Origin of the sequence: Microcoleus sp. B3-D7 (assembly GCF_036705305.1) — a bacterium.
Classification (GTDB): domain Bacteria; phylum Cyanobacteriota; class Cyanobacteriia; order Cyanobacteriales; family Microcoleaceae; genus Microcoleus.
In genome coordinates this window covers 19,851-39,406 of sequence record NZ_JAUBUE010000048.1, presented here as the reverse complement: position 1 = coordinate 39,406, position 19,556 = coordinate 19,851, and the positions used below count along the sequence as shown (strand labels likewise).

17 protein-coding genes are annotated in these 19,556 nt (G+C 45.2%); 12 read left to right on the top strand and 5 right to left on the bottom strand.

Going from position 1 to position 19,556, the window contains the following annotated elements:
• The first annotated feature begins 97 nt into the window (after positions 1-97).
• From QUB25_RS24530 to QUB25_RS24515, 4 genes are all read left to right on the top strand, one after another.
• Positions 98-2,272 (top strand): EAL domain-containing protein, encoded by a 2,175-nt coding sequence (locus tag QUB25_RS24530; protein ID WP_333187097.1) that lies wholly within the window; start codon positions 98-100, stop codon positions 2,270-2,272.
• A 177-nt stretch (positions 2,273-2,449) separates the two neighbouring features.
• Positions 2,450-3,394 carry an NAD(P)-dependent alcohol dehydrogenase gene (locus tag QUB25_RS24525; protein WP_333187094.1) on the top strand — a complete coding sequence of 315 codons (945 nt, stop codon included), beginning with the start codon at positions 2,450-2,452 and terminating at the stop codon, positions 3,392-3,394.
• A 183-nt stretch (positions 3,395-3,577) separates the two neighbouring features.
• Positions 3,578-4,423, top strand: a complete 846-nt coding sequence (tatC, locus tag QUB25_RS24520) for a twin-arginine translocase subunit TatC (RefSeq protein ID WP_333187091.1) — start codon at positions 3,578-3,580, stop codon at positions 4,421-4,423.
• 670 nt (positions 4,424-5,093) lie between these two features.
• Positions 5,094-6,554 (top strand): calcium-binding protein, encoded by a 1,461-nt coding sequence (locus tag QUB25_RS24515; protein WP_333187089.1) that lies wholly within the window; start codon positions 5,094-5,096, stop codon positions 6,552-6,554.
• Between the two features lie 203 nt (positions 6,555-6,757).
• Here the strand turns inward: QUB25_RS24515 and QUB25_RS24510 are convergent, their stop codons facing one another.
• Positions 6,758-7,066, bottom strand: a complete 309-nt coding sequence (locus QUB25_RS24510) for a carbon dioxide-concentrating mechanism protein CcmK (RefSeq protein WP_006631236.1) — start codon at positions 7,064-7,066, stop codon at positions 6,758-6,760.
• Between the two features lie 411 nt (positions 7,067-7,477).
• Positions 7,478-7,795, bottom strand: a complete 318-nt coding sequence (locus QUB25_RS24505; protein WP_333036983.1) for a DUF3067 family protein — start codon at positions 7,793-7,795, stop codon at positions 7,478-7,480.
• A 214-nt stretch (positions 7,796-8,009) separates the two neighbouring features.
• Here QUB25_RS24505 and petC point away from each other — a divergent pair, with 214 nt between their 5' ends.
• The 6 genes from petC to QUB25_RS24475 all read left to right on the top strand — a co-directional run bounded on the left by petC (position 8,010) and on the right by QUB25_RS24475 (position 13,146).
• Entirely contained in the window at positions 8,010-8,552 is a 543-nt protein-coding gene (gene petC, locus QUB25_RS24500; protein WP_242717315.1) for a cytochrome b6-f complex iron-sulfur subunit, read from the top strand.
• Between the two features lie 165 nt (positions 8,553-8,717).
• Positions 8,718-9,707, top strand: coding sequence for a cytochrome f (petA, locus tag QUB25_RS24495; RefSeq protein ID WP_333062056.1), 990 nt, complete (start codon positions 8,718-8,720; stop codon positions 9,705-9,707).
• 105 nt (positions 9,708-9,812) lie between these two features.
• Positions 9,813-10,664: an alpha/beta fold hydrolase gene (locus QUB25_RS24490; protein ID WP_333187087.1), complete on the top strand. Its 852-nt coding sequence runs from the start codon at positions 9,813-9,815 to the stop codon at positions 10,662-10,664.
• Between the two features lie 111 nt (positions 10,665-10,775).
• Positions 10,776-11,222: a photosystem II protein PsbQ gene (psbQ, locus tag QUB25_RS24485; RefSeq protein ID WP_333036986.1), complete on the top strand. Its 447-nt coding sequence runs from the start codon at positions 10,776-10,778 to the stop codon at positions 11,220-11,222.
• Positions 11,223-11,559: 337 nt separating this feature from the next.
• Positions 11,560-12,612 (top strand): FAD-dependent oxidoreductase, encoded by a 1,053-nt coding sequence (locus QUB25_RS24480; protein ID WP_333187086.1) that lies wholly within the window; start codon positions 11,560-11,562, stop codon positions 12,610-12,612.
• A 51-nt stretch (positions 12,613-12,663) separates the two neighbouring features.
• The gene (locus QUB25_RS24475; RefSeq protein WP_333036988.1) at positions 12,664-13,146 is read left to right on the top strand and encodes a hypothetical protein; all 483 of its coding nucleotides are present in this window, start codon (positions 12,664-12,666) and stop codon (positions 13,144-13,146) included.
• Between the two features lie 195 nt (positions 13,147-13,341).
• On the opposite strand, the gene QUB25_RS24470 is transcribed toward QUB25_RS24475, so the two are convergent.
• On the bottom strand, positions 13,342-13,758 hold the full coding sequence (locus tag QUB25_RS24470; RefSeq protein ID WP_333187084.1) for an NUDIX hydrolase: 417 nt from the start codon (positions 13,756-13,758) through the stop codon (positions 13,342-13,344).
• Positions 13,759-14,046: 288 nt separating this feature from the next.
• Complete coding sequence (locus QUB25_RS24465) at positions 14,047-16,677, bottom strand: M1 family metallopeptidase (RefSeq protein ID WP_333187082.1); 2,631 nt, start codon at positions 16,675-16,677, stop codon at positions 14,047-14,049.
• Between the two features lie 224 nt (positions 16,678-16,901).
• Here QUB25_RS24465 and QUB25_RS24460 point away from each other — a divergent pair, with 224 nt between their 5' ends.
• Both QUB25_RS24460 and cas6 read left to right on the top strand, forming a co-directional pair.
• Positions 16,902-17,984, top strand: coding sequence for a class I fructose-bisphosphate aldolase (locus QUB25_RS24460; protein ID WP_333187080.1), 1,083 nt, complete (start codon positions 16,902-16,904; stop codon positions 17,982-17,984).
• A gap of 191 nt (positions 17,985-18,175) precedes the next feature.
• Positions 18,176-19,057: a CRISPR-associated endoribonuclease Cas6 gene (gene cas6 / locus QUB25_RS24455; protein WP_333187079.1), complete on the top strand. Its 882-nt coding sequence runs from the start codon at positions 18,176-18,178 to the stop codon at positions 19,055-19,057.
• Here the strand turns inward: cas6 and QUB25_RS24450 are convergent, their stop codons facing one another.
• Complete coding sequence (locus tag QUB25_RS24450; protein WP_333187076.1) at positions 19,058-19,384, bottom strand: antibiotic biosynthesis monooxygenase; 327 nt, start codon at positions 19,382-19,384, stop codon at positions 19,058-19,060.
• Positions 19,385-19,556 lie beyond the last annotated feature (172 nt).

Genomic DNA, 19,556 nt, shown 5'->3' with positions numbered 1-19,556 from the left:
TTCTTTCTGCGTAAAGTGAGCTTGATAGGCTAATATTTCAACTATACTATTTGTGCATATATTTATAGTCGTCTAGCAAGAAACTAGGGAAATCAGTATGATTATCGATAGAACTAGCGATAGGGTTAGCGATCGAGCTACAAACTACCGAGGCAATATTTTAATTGTTGACGATCTGCCTGATAACCTGCGTCTACTCAGGGATACTTTGAGGGAAGAGGGTTATAAAGTTCGCAGTGCTATAACAGGGTCAATGGCGATCAGAGCCGCCCAATCGCCATCGACAGAGTTAATCTTACTAGACATTAAATTGCCTGATATTGATGGTTATGAAGTTTGCCGACAATTAAAATCTGACGAGAGCACCGCAGACATTCCAATAATTTTTTTGAGTGCGCTAAATGAAACTTTTAATAAGGTGCAAGGGCTGGCTGCTGGAGGGGTAGATTATATTGCTAAGCCATTTCAAGTGGAAGAAGTATTAGCTCGTGTCGAAACCCACTTAACGATCCGAAGGCTGCAACAAAGACTCCAAAAGCAGAATTTACGTCTCTTGATAGAAATTGAAGAACGGCAACGTCTCGAAGAGTCTCTCTTTGCCGAAAAGGAATTGGCTCAAGTGACACTGCAATCCATTGGCGATGCGGTCATTACTACTGATGCCGAAGGTAGGGTGAAATATTTCAATCCTATAGCTGAGCGACTGACAGGCTGGAAAACTCAGGAGGTTCAAGGAGTTCCTTTCTCTACAGTCTTCCTAATTGTTGATCAAGTAACGCGAGAGCCAGTAGAGAATCCTATAAACAAGGCTCTATTAGAGCAGCGAATTGTCACCTTAGCTAACAATACTATTCTGATTGCCGATGATGGAACCGAGTATCCCATTGCTGACTCGGCAGCACCTATTCGAGACCGCCAAGGTAAAATTATCGGGGCAGTAATCGTCTTTCATGATGTTACTGAATCGCGCTATCTCACCCATAAACTCTCTTGGGAAGCCAGTCACGATGCCCTAACGGGGTTAATCAACCGTCGAAGATTTGAGCAGCAGCTAGTTGAGGCGATCGCCTCTGTTAAAGATAGCAATGAGCAGCACGCTCTCTGTTATTTAGATTTAGATCAGTTCAAAGTCGTTAATGATACCGTAGGTCATATTGCTGGCGATGAGCTACTGCGGCAAATCACCGCACTTATTCAACAGGGAGTCCGTGCTCATGATATGCTGGCTCGCTTGGGAGGTGATGAATTTGGTATTTTGCTCACTCAATGTTCGCTCTCTCAAGCAACTCAGATTGCGGAAAACCTCAAAGACCTAGTGCATCAGTTTCGGTTTATTTGGAATGGCCAAACCTTTATCATCGGAGTCAGCATTGGAGTTGTTGCTATTGACAAAACCAGCCAAGATTTGAGGGAGCTTCTGGGAGCGGCTGATGCAGCTTGTTATGCCGCCAAAGCCAGAGGCCGCAACTGTGTTCATATTTATAGTCTAGATGATAGCGAACTAATTAAACAACGTGGTGAGAGGCAGTTGATTTCCAAAATCAGCCGAGCGCTGGAAACCAATCGTTTCTGTCTCTACTACCAAAAGATTGTCTCTATTACCTCTAAACCATTAGTAGAGCATTATGAGATTTTGCTCAGAATGCTGGACGAAAATGGAAAAATAGTATCTCCCAATGAGTTTATTCCCGCCGCCGAGCGTTACGGCTTGATAACTGAGATCGATTGTTGGGTCATCGAAACTTTCTTCTCTAATTATCACAAATTGCCGGAAAAAGATGTTCTTAGCAAAGGCTTGTATACGATAAATCTTTCTGGGGCTAGCATTAGTAACAATCAGTTCCTGAGATTTTTAATCGCACAATTTTCTCGCTACCAAGTACCCCCAAAAAGCATTGGTTTTGAAATCACCGAAACCGCAGCGATCGCAAACTTTGAGCAAGCCAGATATTTCATGAGCGAACTCAAAAAGATTGGCTGTTGCTTTGCTTTAGATGATTTTGGCAGTGGGTTGAGTTCCTTTGCGTATCTGATAAATTTACCAGTTGATTATCTAAAAATTGATGGTGCTTTTGTCAAGAATATTAGTCATAATTTGATTTCTCAAGCGCTGGTGGAAGGCTTTAATCGTATTGCCCATGCGATGAATCTTGAAACTATAGCTGAGTTTGTCGAAGACGAGACTATCTTAGAAAAATTGCGGGAGATTGGAGTAGATTACGCTCAGGGTTATGGGATAGCCCGCCCCGTCCCTATTAATTTTAATCGCTAGCGATCGCACTGGGCCAGCGAACCCATTGCCTCACACCTGCCCCTTGTCTGGAGGCCTCCAAGAGTCGATCGCCCGCTGCTACCAGGCTAGCTCAATTTGCTGTGTCACATTTAGATCGAATGTGCTGTAATTGTAAAGGATTGAATGTTCTATTGGAAATAAACCGGAAAATTTGCCATGAAAGCAGTTGCGTTCGATCGCTACGGTTCAGCCGAGGAATTGCAGTACCGAGAGTTGGAAAAGCCGATCGCCAAATCCAACGAATTGTTAGTGCGAGTTCGCGCTAGCAGCGTCAATCCCGTAGACTGGAAAATCCGGCAAGGACACCTGCAACTATTAACAGGATTTAACTTTCCTCGAATAGTCGGTTCTGACATTTCGGGAGTTGTGGTGGAAGTCGGCCGGGAAGTCACTAAATTTCAACCCGGAGACGAAGTTTATACTTTCTTAAATCCCATCAGTGGGGGTGCTTGCGCCGAATACGCGATCGTGGCAGAATCGGATGCAGCAATTAAACCGAAAAACATCACTCATGCAGAAGCAGCAGCAGTACCGATCGCAGGTTTAACTGCTTTGCAATCGCTCAGGGATTTGGGTCAAATTCAAGCAGGAAATAAAGTATTGATTAACGGCGCTTCCGGCGGAGTCGGCACTTTTTCCGTGCAATTTGCGAAAGCAATGAATGCGGAAGTAACGGGAGTTTGCAGTGCTAAAAATAGAGAATTGGTCAAGAGTTTGGGAGCAGATTTTGTCCTGGATTACGAAGAAATTGACTTTACTCAACAAACCGATAAATATGATATAATTTTAGATGCTGTGGGGACAAGAACATTTGCTGAATGCGAAAAAGTGCTGCAAGCAGAGGGAATTTATATATCGACTTTGCCAAGTTTCGAGAACCTCGCACCGATGTTAACGAGCTGGTTTATATCGGGTAAAAAAGCTAAATTCATTCTAGCCAATGCCAACCCCAGCGATTTAGGGGCTTTGCGGGAGTTAATAGAATCCGATAAAGTTGAGCCGATTGTCGATCGCACTTACAGCTTAGCAGAAGTAGCAGCAGCCCACGCTTACAGCGAAACCGGCCGCGCGATCGGCAAAATTGCGATCGTGATTGAATAATGAAGGCACGACACGGATTTTGACACCGCTACAGGGATTAATTATCGATCGTTCCTTCTGCTGCTGAAGTCAGAATAAAGAATGAAGAAGGAAGTCGGAGCAAATATGAAATAACTATTCTCAATTTCCAATTTCCAATTAATTACCAATTTCCAATTACCCATTACCAATTACCCATTTCCTATGACTGCTCCCTCAAACTTGGAGACATCCGAACAAGGTTCCGACAACAACCTCGAAGCAATTAGCCCGGAAAACAGCATTGCACCAATCGCAGGCGGTGCGATGGGTTCCCGCAACTTAGAAAACGAATTTCTCGACGAACTTCCCGACGAAGTTGAGATGTCTTTGTTCGAGCATTTAGAAGAATTGCGTCTGCGAATTTTCTACTCGCTAATTGCAGTAGTAATCGCTGTAATCGGTTGTTTTTTAACAGTTAAGCCCATCGTGCAACTGCTAGAAGTACCGGCCGGGCCAGTGAAGTTTCTGCAACTAGCTCCCGGCGAGTATTTCTTTGTTTCTATCGAAGTAGCCGGATACAGTGGTTTGCTCCTTGCCACTCCGTTTATTTTTTACCAGATAGCGCTGTTTGTTCTCCCCGGTTTGACTCGCAAAGAACGCAGGTTGCTCGGACCGGTGTTTTTAGGTTCGAGTTTCCTATTTTTGGGCGGTTTAGTATTTGCTTACATCGCTCTGATTCCGGCGGCGCTCAATTTCTTTGTTACCTATGGGGCGGATGTTGTAGAGCAGTTGTGGTCGATCGACAAATACTTTAAATTTGTACTGTTGTTAATGTTCAGCACCGGCTTAGCTTTTCAAATCCCGATTCTCCAAGTATTGCTCGGAGTTTTGGGCATAGTTTCTTCCAACCAAATGCTCTCCGGCTGGCGGTATGTAGTCTTGGGAGCCGCAGTTTTGGGAGCGGTTTTAACGCCTTCTACTGACCCTTTAACGCAAAGTCTTTTAGGAGGTGCGGTGCTGAGCTTGTATTTTGGCGGGGTTGGTTTGGTGAAGCTTTTAGGACGATGAGAATTAGAAATAGCAGACAATGTAAAAGTTACCGAACATCTGAATTTTAAAATTGTCTGCTATTTTTAGCCGAGATTGGGATTGTTGTCAGCTTATCTTAAAAACATTGCTTCAGCTATTTTGAGGGCGAATTCCCTATTTACTTAAGTAAGTTTATAAACATTGTGTAAAGCTAAGCTTCTCAGCTATTTGAGTAAGTGGATTGTTTTATATGATAATATTTTCTGATTTAGTTTATGGTAGATAAGTATTTAATATAAAATATAAAATTCACATTAGCAAAGTTTAGTGTTAGGTGTCTGGGGTCAGGGTTTTGAGCCTTAATTCACACTATTCTTTAGGCGCTCGGGCGGGCAATCATAAGTTATTTTAATAACTTAGTTTTTAAGGTTTATATTAAGATTTGAAACGAACCAATCCTGAGTATTCGATCGATAGATAACATAGAAACACAGTGAAATTACTGAACAATAATCTAAAACCTCCGCAATAAAGTCAAGCTGGCTCGCTGAAGTTTAGCTAGATATTTTGAGTGTCTGGCCTACCTAAGATAAGAGAATTTTTGGTTTTTTGGGTTGATTTTTTAGTAAATTCACTTTAAAAATCCACACTGTAGATTTTTACCTTCTTGACGGTTTCAGTTTATTAATATGCAGAGGAAATTAAATACATGACAATAATCTCTAGCACAACATCGGGCACTTCAGGCCCTGACTACTTAGCTGACTACTTATCCAACCCTTTTAGTTCCTCTTTTAGCAACGACTTTCTTGATGGTTTGGCTGGCAATGACACTCTCGATGGTGGTCTGGGCTGTGATAGTCTCGATGGTGGAAGTGAAGATGACCTCCTCTATGGTGGAAGGGACGATTATCCTTCCGACGTTAATACTCTGCTTGGTGGACTTGGCAATGACAGTCTCTATGGAGGAGGCAAAGCTTATGACTTGCTCGACGGCGGAGCAGGCAATGATTATGTGCTTGGTGACTACAGTGGCAATATTAGAGAGCAGCCAACAATTGGTAACGATGACACGCTCTACGGTGGAGAAGGAAATGACACTCTTAGCGGTTGGCGTCTTAGTGACATTCTATATGGCGGAGTTGGCAACGATCAACTCGAAGGCGGCTTCGAGAACGATTTGCTCAATGGCGACGATGGCGATGACACTCTGTCTGATGGCAGTGATCTCTTAGGTTATGGTGGTTACCCAGCAACCAACGGCCACGACACTCTCAACGGCGGCAGGGGTAATGACTATCTCGATGGCGGGCTTGGCAATGACTTGCTCAATGGAGGGGATGGCATCGACACAGTATCGTACATAGGTGCGAGAAGTGGTATCAATCTACAGTTGGCGCCTATTGGCGACGGGTCTGGGTTAGGTCGCGCTCTCGATGGATTCGGCGGTATAGCATTCACGGGGATGTCCACGATCGTAATAGAGAACGGTGTAGACTCACTATCTGGCCTTGAAGTCGTTATCGGTTCTAACTTCGACGACACCTTAGTTGGCGGGATCGGCAATGAAACGCTCTTGGGCGGGCGCGGTAATGACTCTTTGTCGGGTCGTGCTGGCAATGACTTGCTCAATGGAGAAGATGGCATCGACACAGTATCGTACAGCGATGCAGGAATTGGCGTCTATCTCCAGTTGGGGGCTGTCGGTGACCAGTCTGGGTTAGGTCGGGCTTCCGACGGGTTCGGTGGCGTAGACTCGCTCTCCGGCCTCGAAGTAGCGATCGGTTCTAGGTTTAACGATACTCTGCTTGGCGGATACGGCAGCGAAACGTTGATTGGCGGGGGGGGCGACGACTTGTTGTTTGGCTTGAGCGGTGATGACTATCTGGTTGGTGGCAGGGGCGCTGACAAGTTTAGGCTTTGGAGGAGTTCGGGAATAGATACTATTGCTGACTTCAAACAAGGTGAAGATAAACTTTTGGTACGTTCTACCGCTCCGTCTCCCGCTCCGTCTCCCGCTCCGTCTGAACAAATTCCGTTTAAAGACATAACTTCTAAGTCTGTGAGTAATGGTTTAGATATCGATACCGGGATTTTTCAGAATGGCCAAATCATCGGAATTCTGAAGGGAGTTCACACAATCACCGCCAGTGATTTGATTACTGGCTGATTGTATTATCTGCGTTGATCTGCGCTTATCTGCGGTTAAGAATTCCAAGTTATTCTGCCTGCTGCTTCAGCAAAATATACCGCAGATAAACACAGCACAAAAATATATCGACTCGCAGCAAAAAAATATAGAGACGCGATCGCCCGCGCCTCTATAATTACTAAAAGTTAAAATTCCACACCAAAGTTTTGTCAAAACTTTGACTACATTCGGAACTGTTCGACTTCTGGAGTGTAACCGATCGGCAAAACGTAATCCAGATTCTCGTGAGGACGAGCAATTATGTGATACGATAGCAACTTTCCGCCATCGACCTTTTTAACTGATTCAATTCCAGCAGCAACGGCTGCTTGCACTTCAGAAACATCTCCTCGCACTATAATTGTCCAGTAGGCGCGGGTTATTTTCTCATAGCGAACTAAAGTAACACGGGCTGCTTTCACCATTGAGTCCGCAACTTCTACTGCAGCGGGAAATCCTAAGACTTCAACCATTCCCAGTGCAACACCCATTACAACATTCTCCTAAATTTCACAAGATATCTGACCTTCATTGTATGTGAAATTGTTGACAGAAATTGGTTCTGATGATTTTGGTAAGCTAGAAGTCCGATCGCCCAAAATTAAAAAAGCCCCTAAAAAGCCCCAGAAACTGTTGCGGCATTTAAATCCCACAGTTGGGGGCGCGCAGCAAAGCCCGCCACACAAGACTTTGAATCAAAACAACTGTGCAAATTAGATGCGCCACAGCTTAGTTTCTCACCAGCAGCAAGTCGTATGACAAGCTCGCCGATCGATTTTCGGGACTTTGGGCTCAACTAATCCAGCCGCGGCGCGACACAAAACTTTAGGGAACTCCCCTAGATCCCGGCTGTGGAGTCAATCTAAAATCTAAAATCTAAAATCTAAAATCGACTGAGTGATTCAAAACTCGTCTAGCAACCACTCCGAGGCTCTTTCACCCAAATCTAGAGGAACGCTGACAGCTTTACCCAAGCGCGGGCGATCGCGAGTAGTTACGATATATTCTCTCACCTGTTCTGTGCTCCCCCAGCCGTTGAGGTAATTGGCCACCGCATCCAAATGCTCGAAATAATCAGCCTCCGTCATCGGAAAAGATGCCTGTTCTAGATATTTCCACATAACTTGCACAAAAATCTTGCCCCGCGTTCGCCGCAATCTGATATCGTAAGACTTTCCCCATTTTTCTAGCAGTAGCTGGTGTAAATCCTGGCCCGTCATGGTTGCTCCTGAGTTAATCCATTAAACAATAAAAGACAAAGTTCAAAAAATGTAATAATACTCTAATAAAGGCTGGAAGGCGCATTCTTAAAAGGAATTTTCGCGGCCTAAAATTTGTGCGAGCAGATTAACGGCAATTATCCTCCTTCCTCTGCACGTACAGGTTCGCTAACAGCTAACAAACAAACGTAACTTAAAACCGTAAAGGCAGGTCATGGCTCAATCTTCTGCTGGAAATCCCGATGTCCCCGATATGGGGCGTCGCCAATTTATGAATTTGCTGACGTTCGGTACAGTCACAGGTGTTGCACTGGGCGCACTCTATCCCGTTGTCCAATATTTTGTTCCTCCGTCGAGTGGGGCAGTTGGGGGCGGAGTGACAGCTAAAGATGCTTTGGGTAACGACATCATCGTTAGCGAATATTTGGCTTCGCACCCTGCGGGCGATCGCAGCTTAGCCCAAGGTCTCAAAGGCGACCCCACCTATGTTGTGGTGAAAGAAGACCAATCTATCGCCGACTACGGCATCAATGCAGTCTGCACTCACTTGGGTTGCGTCGTGCCTTGGAATGTTAGCGAAAACAAGTTTATCTGTCCTTGCCACGGTTCTCAATACAACAATGAGGGCAAAGTGGTACGCGGCCCCGCGCCTTTGTCTCTGGCCCTGGCCCACGCCACTGTCGCAGATGACAAGATCGCTTTTACAACTTGGACAGAAACTGATTTCCGCACCGGCGAAGCACCTTGGTGGTCTTAAACTATTTTGGATTTTAGATTTGAGATTTTAGATAGGGGGTGAATGGTGAAAACCACAGATAAGTGCATCCCTAAACCAGTCTAATAATCCAAAATCCAAAATCCAAAATCCAAAATCCAAAATCCAAAATCCAAAATTGTCTGACCTTTGAGATTGAATACTCTAATGCCACAAACTAATTTATCTGCGATATTTCGCCGCAGTGCCAGGACGATCGCGAAAACAGCCTTAATTGCGATCGCAGCTGCAGGATTTTTCCTCACCAGCGATATCGCACTTCCCCAAGCAGCATTTGCTTACCCTTTCTGGGCTCAGCAAACAGCACCCGCTACTCCCCGCGAAGCAACAGGTCGCATTGTTTGTGCTAACTGTCACCTCGGTGCAAAACCGACTGAAGTTGAAGTACCGCAATCTGTTTTGCCAGATACGGTGTTTGAAGCTATTGTCAAAGTTCCCTACGATACTAACGTTCAACAAGTTGGCGGCGACGGCAGCAAAACCGGCTTGAATGTAGGCGCTGTAGTGATGTTGCCCGAGGGTTTCAAAATTGCTCCCGCTGACAGAATTCCCGAAGAAATGAAGGAAAAAGTCGGCGATCTTTACTTCCAACCTTACAGCGAAACCCAAGAAAATATTGTTTTAGTGGGCCCACTGCCGGGAGAACAATACAAAGAATTGGTATTCCCCGTTTTGTCGCCGAATCCAGAAACTGACAAGTCGGTTCACTACGGCAAATACCAAATTTATGTCGGAGGCAACCGCGGCCGCGGTCAGGTTTATCCTACTGGCGAAAAGAGCAATAATAGTGTTTATAATGCTTCGGTAGCTGGCACCATTTCTAAGATTGCTCAACCTGAAGATGGCGGTTATCAAGTGACAATTCAACCTGCCGAAGGTGCAGCCGTTGTTGATACTATTCCCGCCGGCCCAGAACTGATTGTTTCCGAAGGACAAACAGTTGCAGCAGGCGAACTTTTGACCAACAATCCTAATGTGGGCGGCTTCGGTCAAAAAGACGTGGAGATTGTGCTGCAAAGTGCAGGTCGAGTTAAAGGATTGATGGCTTTCGTGGCTATAACCATGCTGGCTCAAATCATGCTCGTTCTCAAGAAGAAACAGGTCGAAAAAGTTCAAGCTGCTGAAATGAATTTCTAAACGCGGCTGTAATTAGTTGGGTAAGGTGCTCTGTGTACACCCAACTATTAGGTAAGTAGGGCGGGGAATACCCGCCTTATTGTTTGATAAATAACCAGTAAAATAATGTCAATTGATGAGAAAATAGTTGAAGTAGGCCCGCTGCAATGGTTTTATCGGGAAACAAATCCGGTTAACGAAACTGGTAAACCGCCCGTACTGCTGCTGCACGGTTTGCCGTCCCAGAGTTTTACCTGGACTGTAATGATGCCGGATTTGGCTGCACAGGGATTTAGATCGATCGCCCCTGATTGGGTGGGTTACGGGCGATCGGCAAAACCAGACAAGCGCGACTTTGCCTACACTCCCGATGCTTTTGTTGACGCCCTCGCTGGCTTTATTCAAGCTATAGAATTAGAGCGCTTTTCCCTCGTTGTCCAAGGATTTTTAGCTTCAGCCGGCATTCAATACGCTTTACGCAATCCCGATAAAATGGAGCGTTTAACCATCATAAATACACCAGTTTCACCAGATATCAAATTGCCTTGGAAAATGCAGCAGTTGGGGCTGCCTTTTATTGGCGACATGATGACGCAAGACCCGCTTTTGGTTGACAGAACTCTCGAAGGCGGCAGCCGGCAGACAATATCAGACAAGGATTTAGATGTTTACCGCCGCCCGTTTTTGAAGAGTTCGGATGCAGGTCGATCCCTGATGAATACTGTCCGCAATATTCAATTGCCCCAGTCAATGGCCGAAATTGAATCCGGCTTGAAAGCATGGACTCGACCAACTTTATTTGTGTGGGGTTTGACAGATCCTTGGCTGAGTGTTGAACCTGCTAAAAAGCTAGTCGGTTCCCTGCAAAATGCAGAGTTAGTCACACTGGAACAAGCGGGGCATTATCCTCAAGAACATTGGTCAGAAAAAGTTGGCGATGCTGTGATAACTTTTCTGCGCCGCCAGGAGGTAAAATAATATTTTGTACATAACTCTCGGTGCTAGGTCAGTGAACCAGCTCCTCGCCGAGCTGCATTTCCAGGCAGAGCCTGAGAACGAGAAATCTAAAATCTAAAATCTAAAATCGATATGACTCGTCCCCGTTCAATTTTTGCCTTGATGATGGCGTTTTTGATGGCATTTCTGGTTAGTTGCAGCAGTGTCGAAGCAAAAGTTCCAACGACTTACACAGCAGCCCAGACCCAGCAAATTCAGCGCTATGTTCCTACTCTGACAGAGTTCCGCTCGCGCATGGATAAACTGGGCACCCTAATTCAAAAACGGAATTGGGTTGATACCAGAACTTACATTCACGGGCCTCTAGGCGACTTGCGGAACACCATGAAAACCGTCTCTGCGAGTTTGTTGCCTAGTGCTCAACAACAAGCTGTTGATTTAACTAAGAGTTTGTTTACCGATTTGGTTAACATTGATCTTGCTGCTAAAGAGCTTGACTATGCAAAAGTCACCGCTAGCTATCAAAAAGCTGTCAATGATTTCGATACCTTCTTGCAGCTAATTCCTAAAGCTTCATAGCTTGGGGTTTGTAGGCTTGGCAATTGATGGGTGTCAAATTAAGACTGAAACCCATAATAAATATCGCTTGTAGTCAAGTCTAGCTCCCCCCTAACCCCCCTTAGTAAGGGGGGGAAAAGAGTATTCAAACTCCACCTTAAAAAGGGGGGCAGAGCATTCAAAGTCCCCCTTATTAAGGGGGATTTAGGGGGATATAGACTTTGACACAAACGATAAAAACAGAGGGTTTTACTGTTGATTTGACACGCTTTGCGCTCAGAACCCTACGAAAAACTTCTATAAAATCTAAAATCTAAAATCTAAAATCTAAAATCTAAAATCTAAAATCTAAAATTGAATGATTCGCGTTGCAATTATTGGTTGCGGTATTATTGGGGCTTCGATCGCCTTTGAACTAAGTCAATTCCCCGAACTGAAAGTTACTGTGTTCGACAAACAGCCGCCGGCCCAAGGTTCTACTGGCGCGGCACTCGGTGTTTTGATGGGAGTTATCAGCCACAAAACTAAGGGTAGAAATTGGCAGTTGAGGGAAACCAGCCTTCAGCGCTACGAAACTTTGATTCCTGAATTGGAAGCAGTTACAGGGCGAAAAATTCCTTTTAACAAAGAAGGAATTTTAATGCTTTGTTCGGAGGGAGAGGATTTAAGTAAGTGGGAAAAATTGATAGCCACTCGCCGGTCTCAAGGTTGGCAATTGGAACTTTGGGAGGTGGAACGAGTGCGCCATCGCTGCCCTCATCTCTCTTTAAACGATCGCATTATTGCTGCGATTTATTCGCCTCAAGACCGGCAAGTCGATCCGACGGCGCTAACTTTGGCTTTGGTTGATGCTGCTGAACGAAATGGGGTGATTTTTGAGTTGGGCGTGCCCGTTGAAGCAGCGGAGATTGCTGCTAGTTTAAAGTTCGATCGACTAATTGTGGCGGCTGGTTTGGGTTCTGCTGCTGTGACAGCATCGTTAAATCAGTTGGTTGACATTCGCCCGGTGTTGGGACAAGCGCTGCATTTGCTGACGCCCAATCCTGTAGGAAACCCAGATTTTAGCCCGATAATTACTTGCGATGACGTTCACATTGTGCCTTTGGGAAATCAGGAATTTTGGGTGGGGGCGACGGTGGAGTTTTCCGAAAATGGCGAGGAAATTGAGGCGAACGCTGATATGTTGGCGCAAGTGATGGCGAGGGCGAGATCACTTTGTCCGGGCTTAGCAGAAGCTGAAATCATCAGGAAATGGTCGGGATTGCGCCCGCGGCCGGAAGGGCGGCCGGCCCCAATTATCGAGACGCTTCCAGGTAACGATCGCGTTCTCATCGCCAGCGGTCACTATCGCAACGGTGTTCTGCTGGCCCCTGCAACAGCGCGATCGATTCGAGAAATGATTTTGCAATAATTAACAAATGTTAATACAATCAAGATAGCAATTCATATCTTACAGCTAAATATGTCCGACAAACCTTTAGGTAAACCCCGCTCTTTGTGGCGAGTAATTTTGCTGTCTGGAGTCAGCTTGCTGCTATATTACGGATGGTACAAATGGATTATTCAAGAAGAATTGCGTCGCTATAACGGCAGCGGTTGGTCGGGAACCCTTTGCTTGCTTCCCTTTGTTTTAGGAGTAGCCGTCCCCCAAGCTTTGCGGATATTCGACCCTGACGTTCCCGGATGGTTTGGTTGGTTTTCCTTCCTCGGTATTGCTTGGATTTACATCGTGCAGTTCAAACTTTACAAGACAGTTAACGAATTGTACCGTCAAGAAGGAATCAAAGAGCCACTAACAGTTTGGTGGATTTTTGTACCGGGTTTAAATTTAGTTGTCGGTTTGCGACAAATTCACTTTTTGAGTCAGTTTTGGGCGAGAAAACAGGGAGTTGAAGTTAAGGATAACTTAGCCGAAAGCATTCCTTTCCTCTCAGCTAACGCTTAAGGGGAAACTTTTTACACTGATATCATAAGTTTGTAGGGTACGTCAGTAATCATAGCTCGATTTTCCAAAAATTTAGCTGACAAACGCACCCCACAAGTTTATACTAAGACCAAAAAGTGGTTTGACGCGCGAATTATGGCGGTAATATGCGCCTCGGCGCACATTAGATAATTAGGTGCTGCATCCCTGACTGAATCACCAGAACCTATTCGGCAAATCCGCTAAAATGAGTTTGAGTTCCGGTTCATTAACCCGCTTAATTGCTTTAGGAATACTTACCCACTGCCGCTTTCTCCTGCTAGCTTCCGGCCAAATTTCTAGAACTGCTTGCACTTGCATTAAAAATACTTCTACATGACAAGTGTAGCCAGACTTTTGATACTCGTAAGTTCCCAGCAAATCCGGGAACACTTTACCCAACAAACCTGCTTCTTCCCAAGCTTCCTTGGCCGCGGAATCTTGGGGAGTCATGTCAGGTTCAATTAATCCTTTGGGAATCACCCAGCGCTTGCTAGCCGAAGAAGTAATCAGCATTACTTCAATTTGTCCGTCTTGAATGCGATAGGGAATTACCCCCGATTGATCAACCAGTAAAGCGATTTTTATACTCATGATTTCGGCAATATTTGTGGCTACAAAAGCTGCTGTAACCTCATGAACGGTTTACAACTAAAAAATAAAAACAGCATCCTGAGTCTCGACATTTCCCAAGTTAAGACAGCAATAAAGTGGAGAATAAACATATTTGGGTTTTCCTGCTTGTCGAAAAGAGGAAATTCCCATGCACTCCCACTGAACAATAATATTATTATAATAACCGCGCACAATCCTCTACCGACAAGCAGATAAAAGCCGATCGCCAATATCTGCCTTTATCTGCGCCGGTCTGGGGTTTTACACCTAATCTTTCTTCGCCTTAGCCTCCAAATTTTCCATCCGACTCCTCAAATCTTGATTCTCCTTTTTCACCTGGTCTAATTCCTCCCGCAACTGCTTTACCGCTGCATCAGAACCAACATTTTTCTGCACTCTTTGCACAGCTTCATCAGCCATGCGGCGGACGCGGCCATCGGGGGTTTGGTCAGCTAAAGAACGCAAAATGCGAATTGCTTTGCGAGTTTGCATTTGTCCTAATCCCACTACTACAGAGACTTGAGTCAAGAAAAACGTCTCTTTAGATAATTCTGCCAATCGCTGCAAAATCCGTTCTAAATTGACCTTGGTTTGACCAGTCGAAATTGTGCCCAAAGATCGAATTGCAGCCAAGCGCAAAGCTTGCGGAGTACCGGCGGCGGTGTATTTCAAAATTAGATTCAGCGCATCTTCAGAAGTTTTCATGTGCGCCAAACCTGCGATCGCACCCGATCGCACTACCTCATTCCAGCCCTGACGCTCTTTCAGCACCAATTTTAAGTCTTTCAGTACCTGTTCGTCGGTCGGTTTTTCGTCGGGGTTGGCCCCTGCTATGGAGCCCATAGCACTCGCTGCTGCTGCTTCTACGTAATAGCTGTCGTCGCCTTTTTCGACGATCGACCTCAGCGCTTTATAAGTTTCGTGAGTTTGGATTTTACCCAGCGCATTCACCACAGCGCGACGAACACGAGCATCTTTATCTTTTAAGCCACTTACTAAACCTTCAAAAACTTGGTCGAGTTTAATTTCAGCTAACTGACCGGCAACTTCGGCCCGTACTGCCCAGAACGGCTCTTTCTTGAGAACTTCTGACAGCGTTTTCACCGCTTCCAGCCCTCCCTTTTTCGCCAAAGCGTGGGCAGCGTAAATCCGGGAAACTGGGTCAGGATCGAACTGCAACTGAGCTTTGAGTTCGGCAACTCCATACTCTAAAGCGACTGTTTTTAAGTAACTATTGCCGACATCGAAACTGATAAACGCCGGCTTCTCTTCTAGGGGGAAATAGAAGCTTTGCTCGCGTTCGTATATTCGGACGGTGAAAGTTTTTAGGTTAACAGTAGAACGGGCATAACTGTTATCTTCTGCATCTTTTTCCGGCTTGTAACCGAAGCCTATGGGAATTTTTAGGTCAAAGATCTCTTTGCTGTTGCCGTTGCCATTTTTGCTATCTTTTACCTGAGTTTGGGTGACAGTAACTTTTGCTAATTTGCTGTCGCCATCCCAGGAATAAGCAACTTTATAATCTGGATGACCGCCGCGATAAACGTACTGGTCAAACAAAAACATGAGATTGCGACCGGTAGCCTTTTCTATCGCCCTGAGCAAATCGATGGTTTCTACAGTTTTGTGAGCGTTATCGCGTACAAAAGTGTGAATTGCTTTGTAAAATAATTCGTCGCCCAACTCGGCGCGAATCATGTGATAGACGCAAGCGCCTTTTTCGTACAAATGGCGATCGTACAATTCAATGGCTTCGCGGTAAACGTGAGTAACGATCGGGCGGCGGTAGCGGGAACTGTCTTCAGCTAAATAATTGCGGGCTTCATTTAACATATAGTAAGCCGCGTCTTCTTTGCCGTATTCTTTGTCAGTCCACAGTACCTCGGAATAAGAAGCCATGCCTTCTTTCAGCCAAGCATGAGACCAATGTTTAATTACTACTAAATCACCGAACCACTGGTGAGCTAATTCGTGGGCGACTAAGCTTTCAGTACCTCGATTGTCGAGGGTGGCACGTTCATCTAACAAGCACCTATCTGTTAGCAAAGTTGTCGAAGTATTTTCCATACCGCCGAAGATGAAATCATCGACGCAGACTTGAGCGTATTTGGGAAAAGGGTAAGGATAGCCAAATGCTTGAGAGAAGAATTCAATCATTTGAGGCGTTTTGCCCATGCTGCGCTTAGCGTCTGCTTCGCGGCTTCTTTCCACGTAATAATTAACTGGTTTGCCGTTCCATTCGTCTTTAATTTCGGCAAAATCTCCGACTGCTAATGTCATTAAGTAGGTCGGGTGTACCTGGGTTTGCGACCAGTGATAAATTTTATCGTCGCCTTCGTTTTTTGTACTAATTAATTCGCCGTTGGAAATAGCAAATAGTTGTCTCGGAACTTGGACTCGAATTTCTGAAGTAGCGAGTTGTCCGGGATAGTCGAAACAGGGAAACCAGAAGCGGGAATCTTCGTCTTCGCCTTGAGTCCAAACTTGTGTTGGTTTGTCTGGATAGTGTTTGTCCGGACCGACGAAATAGAGGCCGCGCTGGGGTTTTTCGACCGAGTATTCGATCGCAATTGTAATTGGTTGGTAAGCTTGGGTTGGTTCGTGTAGTTGAATTTGCAGCACTTCGCCATCGCTGTCGAAATTTTGCTCAATTTCGCCGACTTTTACTGATTTAATATTCAGGTTGACCGCATCTAAGGTTAATTTGTCAATGCCGCTGCGGATTGGATTGATGCGGATGCTGCAAGTGCCGCGAAAGCTTTGTTTGGGAATATTCAGCACTAAGTCGAGGAAAATATGCTCTACTTGACCGGGGCGATCGGGATTATAATGCGGCCGAGCACCGGGCATCTCGAAGGATTTGTGACCGTTTTCAGAATCAAAGTAAGTGTGTGACATTGTGATGGCAAAGTTGTAAGTCGATCGGCGATCGCTGGCAGCGCAGATCCGGCTGAACTGCCAGCTTATTATAGAGTAGCGCGTCCTAGCTGCTGTTGTCGCTAACTTGTTAAAAACTGGGTCTAGCGTTGAAGGGATGGAAAATATGATTTTTTCGCTACAATATCAGCAAGGTTAATGTCTGCAATCATCAGCCTGCAATTGAAATTGAGAGGGAAATCTGTATGACAGCTACACTATCAGTTCCCAGTTCGATCGAATCTTGGCTTGGCGACGAAGCCGAAGACTTGCTCACCCATGAAGCGAAAGTTTCTAAAGATTTGTTGCACCTGCCGGGCCCGGATTGGGTCGATCGCATTTTTGCTCAAACCGATCGATCTCCCCAAGTTTTGCGATCGCTTCAGCAACTTTATTCTAGCGGACGCTTGGCAAATACTGGCTATTTATCCATCCTGCCGGTAGACCAAGGAATCGAACACTCGGCCGCCGCTTCTTTTGCACCGAATCCCATCTATTTCGACAGCGAAAATATCATTAAATTAGCAATTTCGGCTGGCTGCAATGCGGTCGCGACAACGCTGGGAGTTTTGGGAAGCGTATCTCGCAAATACGCGCATAAAATCCCTTTTATTGTCAAGCTCAATCACAACGAGTTGCTAACTTATCCCAATCAATTCGACCAAGTAATGTTTGCGACCGTCGAACAAGCTTGGAATTTGGGCGCCGTTGCAGTGGGAGCAACAATTTATTTTGGTTCGCCGGAATCGACACGACAAATCCAAGAAGTCAGTCAGGCTTTTGCTCACGCTCACGAATACGGAATGGCGACAATTTTGTGGTGCTATCTCCGCAACGATATCTTTAAACAAGACAAAGATTATCATGTTGCAGCCGATTTAACCGGGCAAGCAAATCACTTGGGAGTAACAATTCAAGCTGACATTATCAAGCAGAAATTACCCGAATGCAACAACGGTTACGAAGCTGTGGCTAAAGCTAGCGGCCACAGTTACGGCAAAACAGACAAGCGCGTTTATTCGGATTTGACAACGGATCACCCGATCGATCTAACTCGCTATCAAGTGCTCAACTGTTATGCGGGAAGGATGGGTTTAATTAACTCCGGCGGTGCTTCCGGGAAAAGCGATTTTGCAGAAGCAATTCGCACGGCGGTAATCAACAAGCGCGCTGGCGGCTGCGGCTTAATTTCCGGCCGCAAAACTTTTCAGCGTCCTTTTGAAGAAGGCGTAAAATTGTTCAACGCGATTCAAGATGTTTATTTGTCGCCAGAAATCTCGATCGCCTAAAAACTTACCCGACAGAGGTTTGCCTCAATATTACAACCTAAACGTAGGTGGACACGACCCACAAATCGTCGTAAACGTAGGGTGCACACTGTGCACCTTATGTGATTTAAATTCCTTAATTTAAGTTGCAAGTTAGCTGTAGTATTAATACTAGCTGAACGTCTATACAAACACCGTATATAAATTGTAAAATGCCCTACAGCCTTGTTTTAAACCTGCGACCAGTTGCGCCAATTCCATCCCAGTTTTTAACGGGACGGCATCTCCACGCTTTATTTTTGAACCTTGTGAGTGCTGTAGACACCGATTTGAGCGCGTACCTGCACGACCAATCTCAGGAAAAAGCTTTCACTTTAAGCCCTTTCCAAGTAAGGAGAAAAGAGCCTTACAAAAGCAGTACGCCGCAGCCGCAAAAGAGAGTTTTGCCTCCTGCTTCGCGCACAATTTCGCAGGCTGTACAATGGGAACACAAGCAAGCTATTCATGAAAATACGCCGATTTGGTGGCGGATTTCTCTGCTGGATGACGGTTTGTTCGATCGCCTAACTCAACTTTGGCAGCAACTTAATTTCGAGAGTCCTTGGCATCTCGGGCCGACAAATATATACATTACTAATATTTTGAGCCAACCGCAATCAAACCAGCCTTGGGTAAACTTTTGTACTTACGCCGAATTGTTCGATAGAGCTTCCGAAACTGAGCGCCAAATTGCTTTTACTTTTTGCACTCCTACTAATTTTCGGCAAGGGGTATACGATAGTGCTATGCCAACTAGAGAAAGTATTTTCAGCAGTTTAGCGAATCGTTGGAACAAATACAGCAAGATTGCGATCGAACCTACTTTCACAGAAGCTATTTTCCCCAGTTTCTTCGATATCCGAACAGAAGTTAGTACGGATTCTCGCAGTAAATTTATTGGCTGCGTCGGCGATATTAGTTACCGAATTATGGGAGATATAGCTCCTGCTACTATCAAGCAAATTAACACTTTAGCAGATTTTGCGCTTTACAGCGGAGTGGGGCGAAAGACGCCGATGGGTATGGGAATGACTCGCCGGTTGCAGGATTTTTAATCATTCACTTTTGGGCTGAATTTCACTGACGATTTCATAAACATCAGTGTCGGGAAGTTTCGCAAACAAAGGCGTCATCTCCTTTAATATTTCCTGATAAGCTTCGCTTTGATTGGCTGCCATCTCTTCTACACTTTCCCAAAAAATGATGGCAATACCTTTGTCTGTATTGGGCAATTGCAGCAAATACGCTCCCTTAAAACCTGTAGTATAAGTTGCAACGGCTTTTTCAAAAAGTTCTTCTGCTTCTTTAAATTTTCCCGGTTTAAATTCGCCAATAGCAACGTAGGCAAACTGATGTCTGAGAAAGTCTAGAAATTCTGACATATTTTTTTCCTCACTCAATAGCGATACACCAAGTTATATTTTACCCGATCGCCCGAAATTTGTGAACTTCACAGGTTGGAGTTTCGCGCTTAGCTCATCGGCGGATTTATTAATTACACGTAACTGCGATCGCCATTCAAATTGAAACTTTTTGAGTGAGGGGGCTGGAATA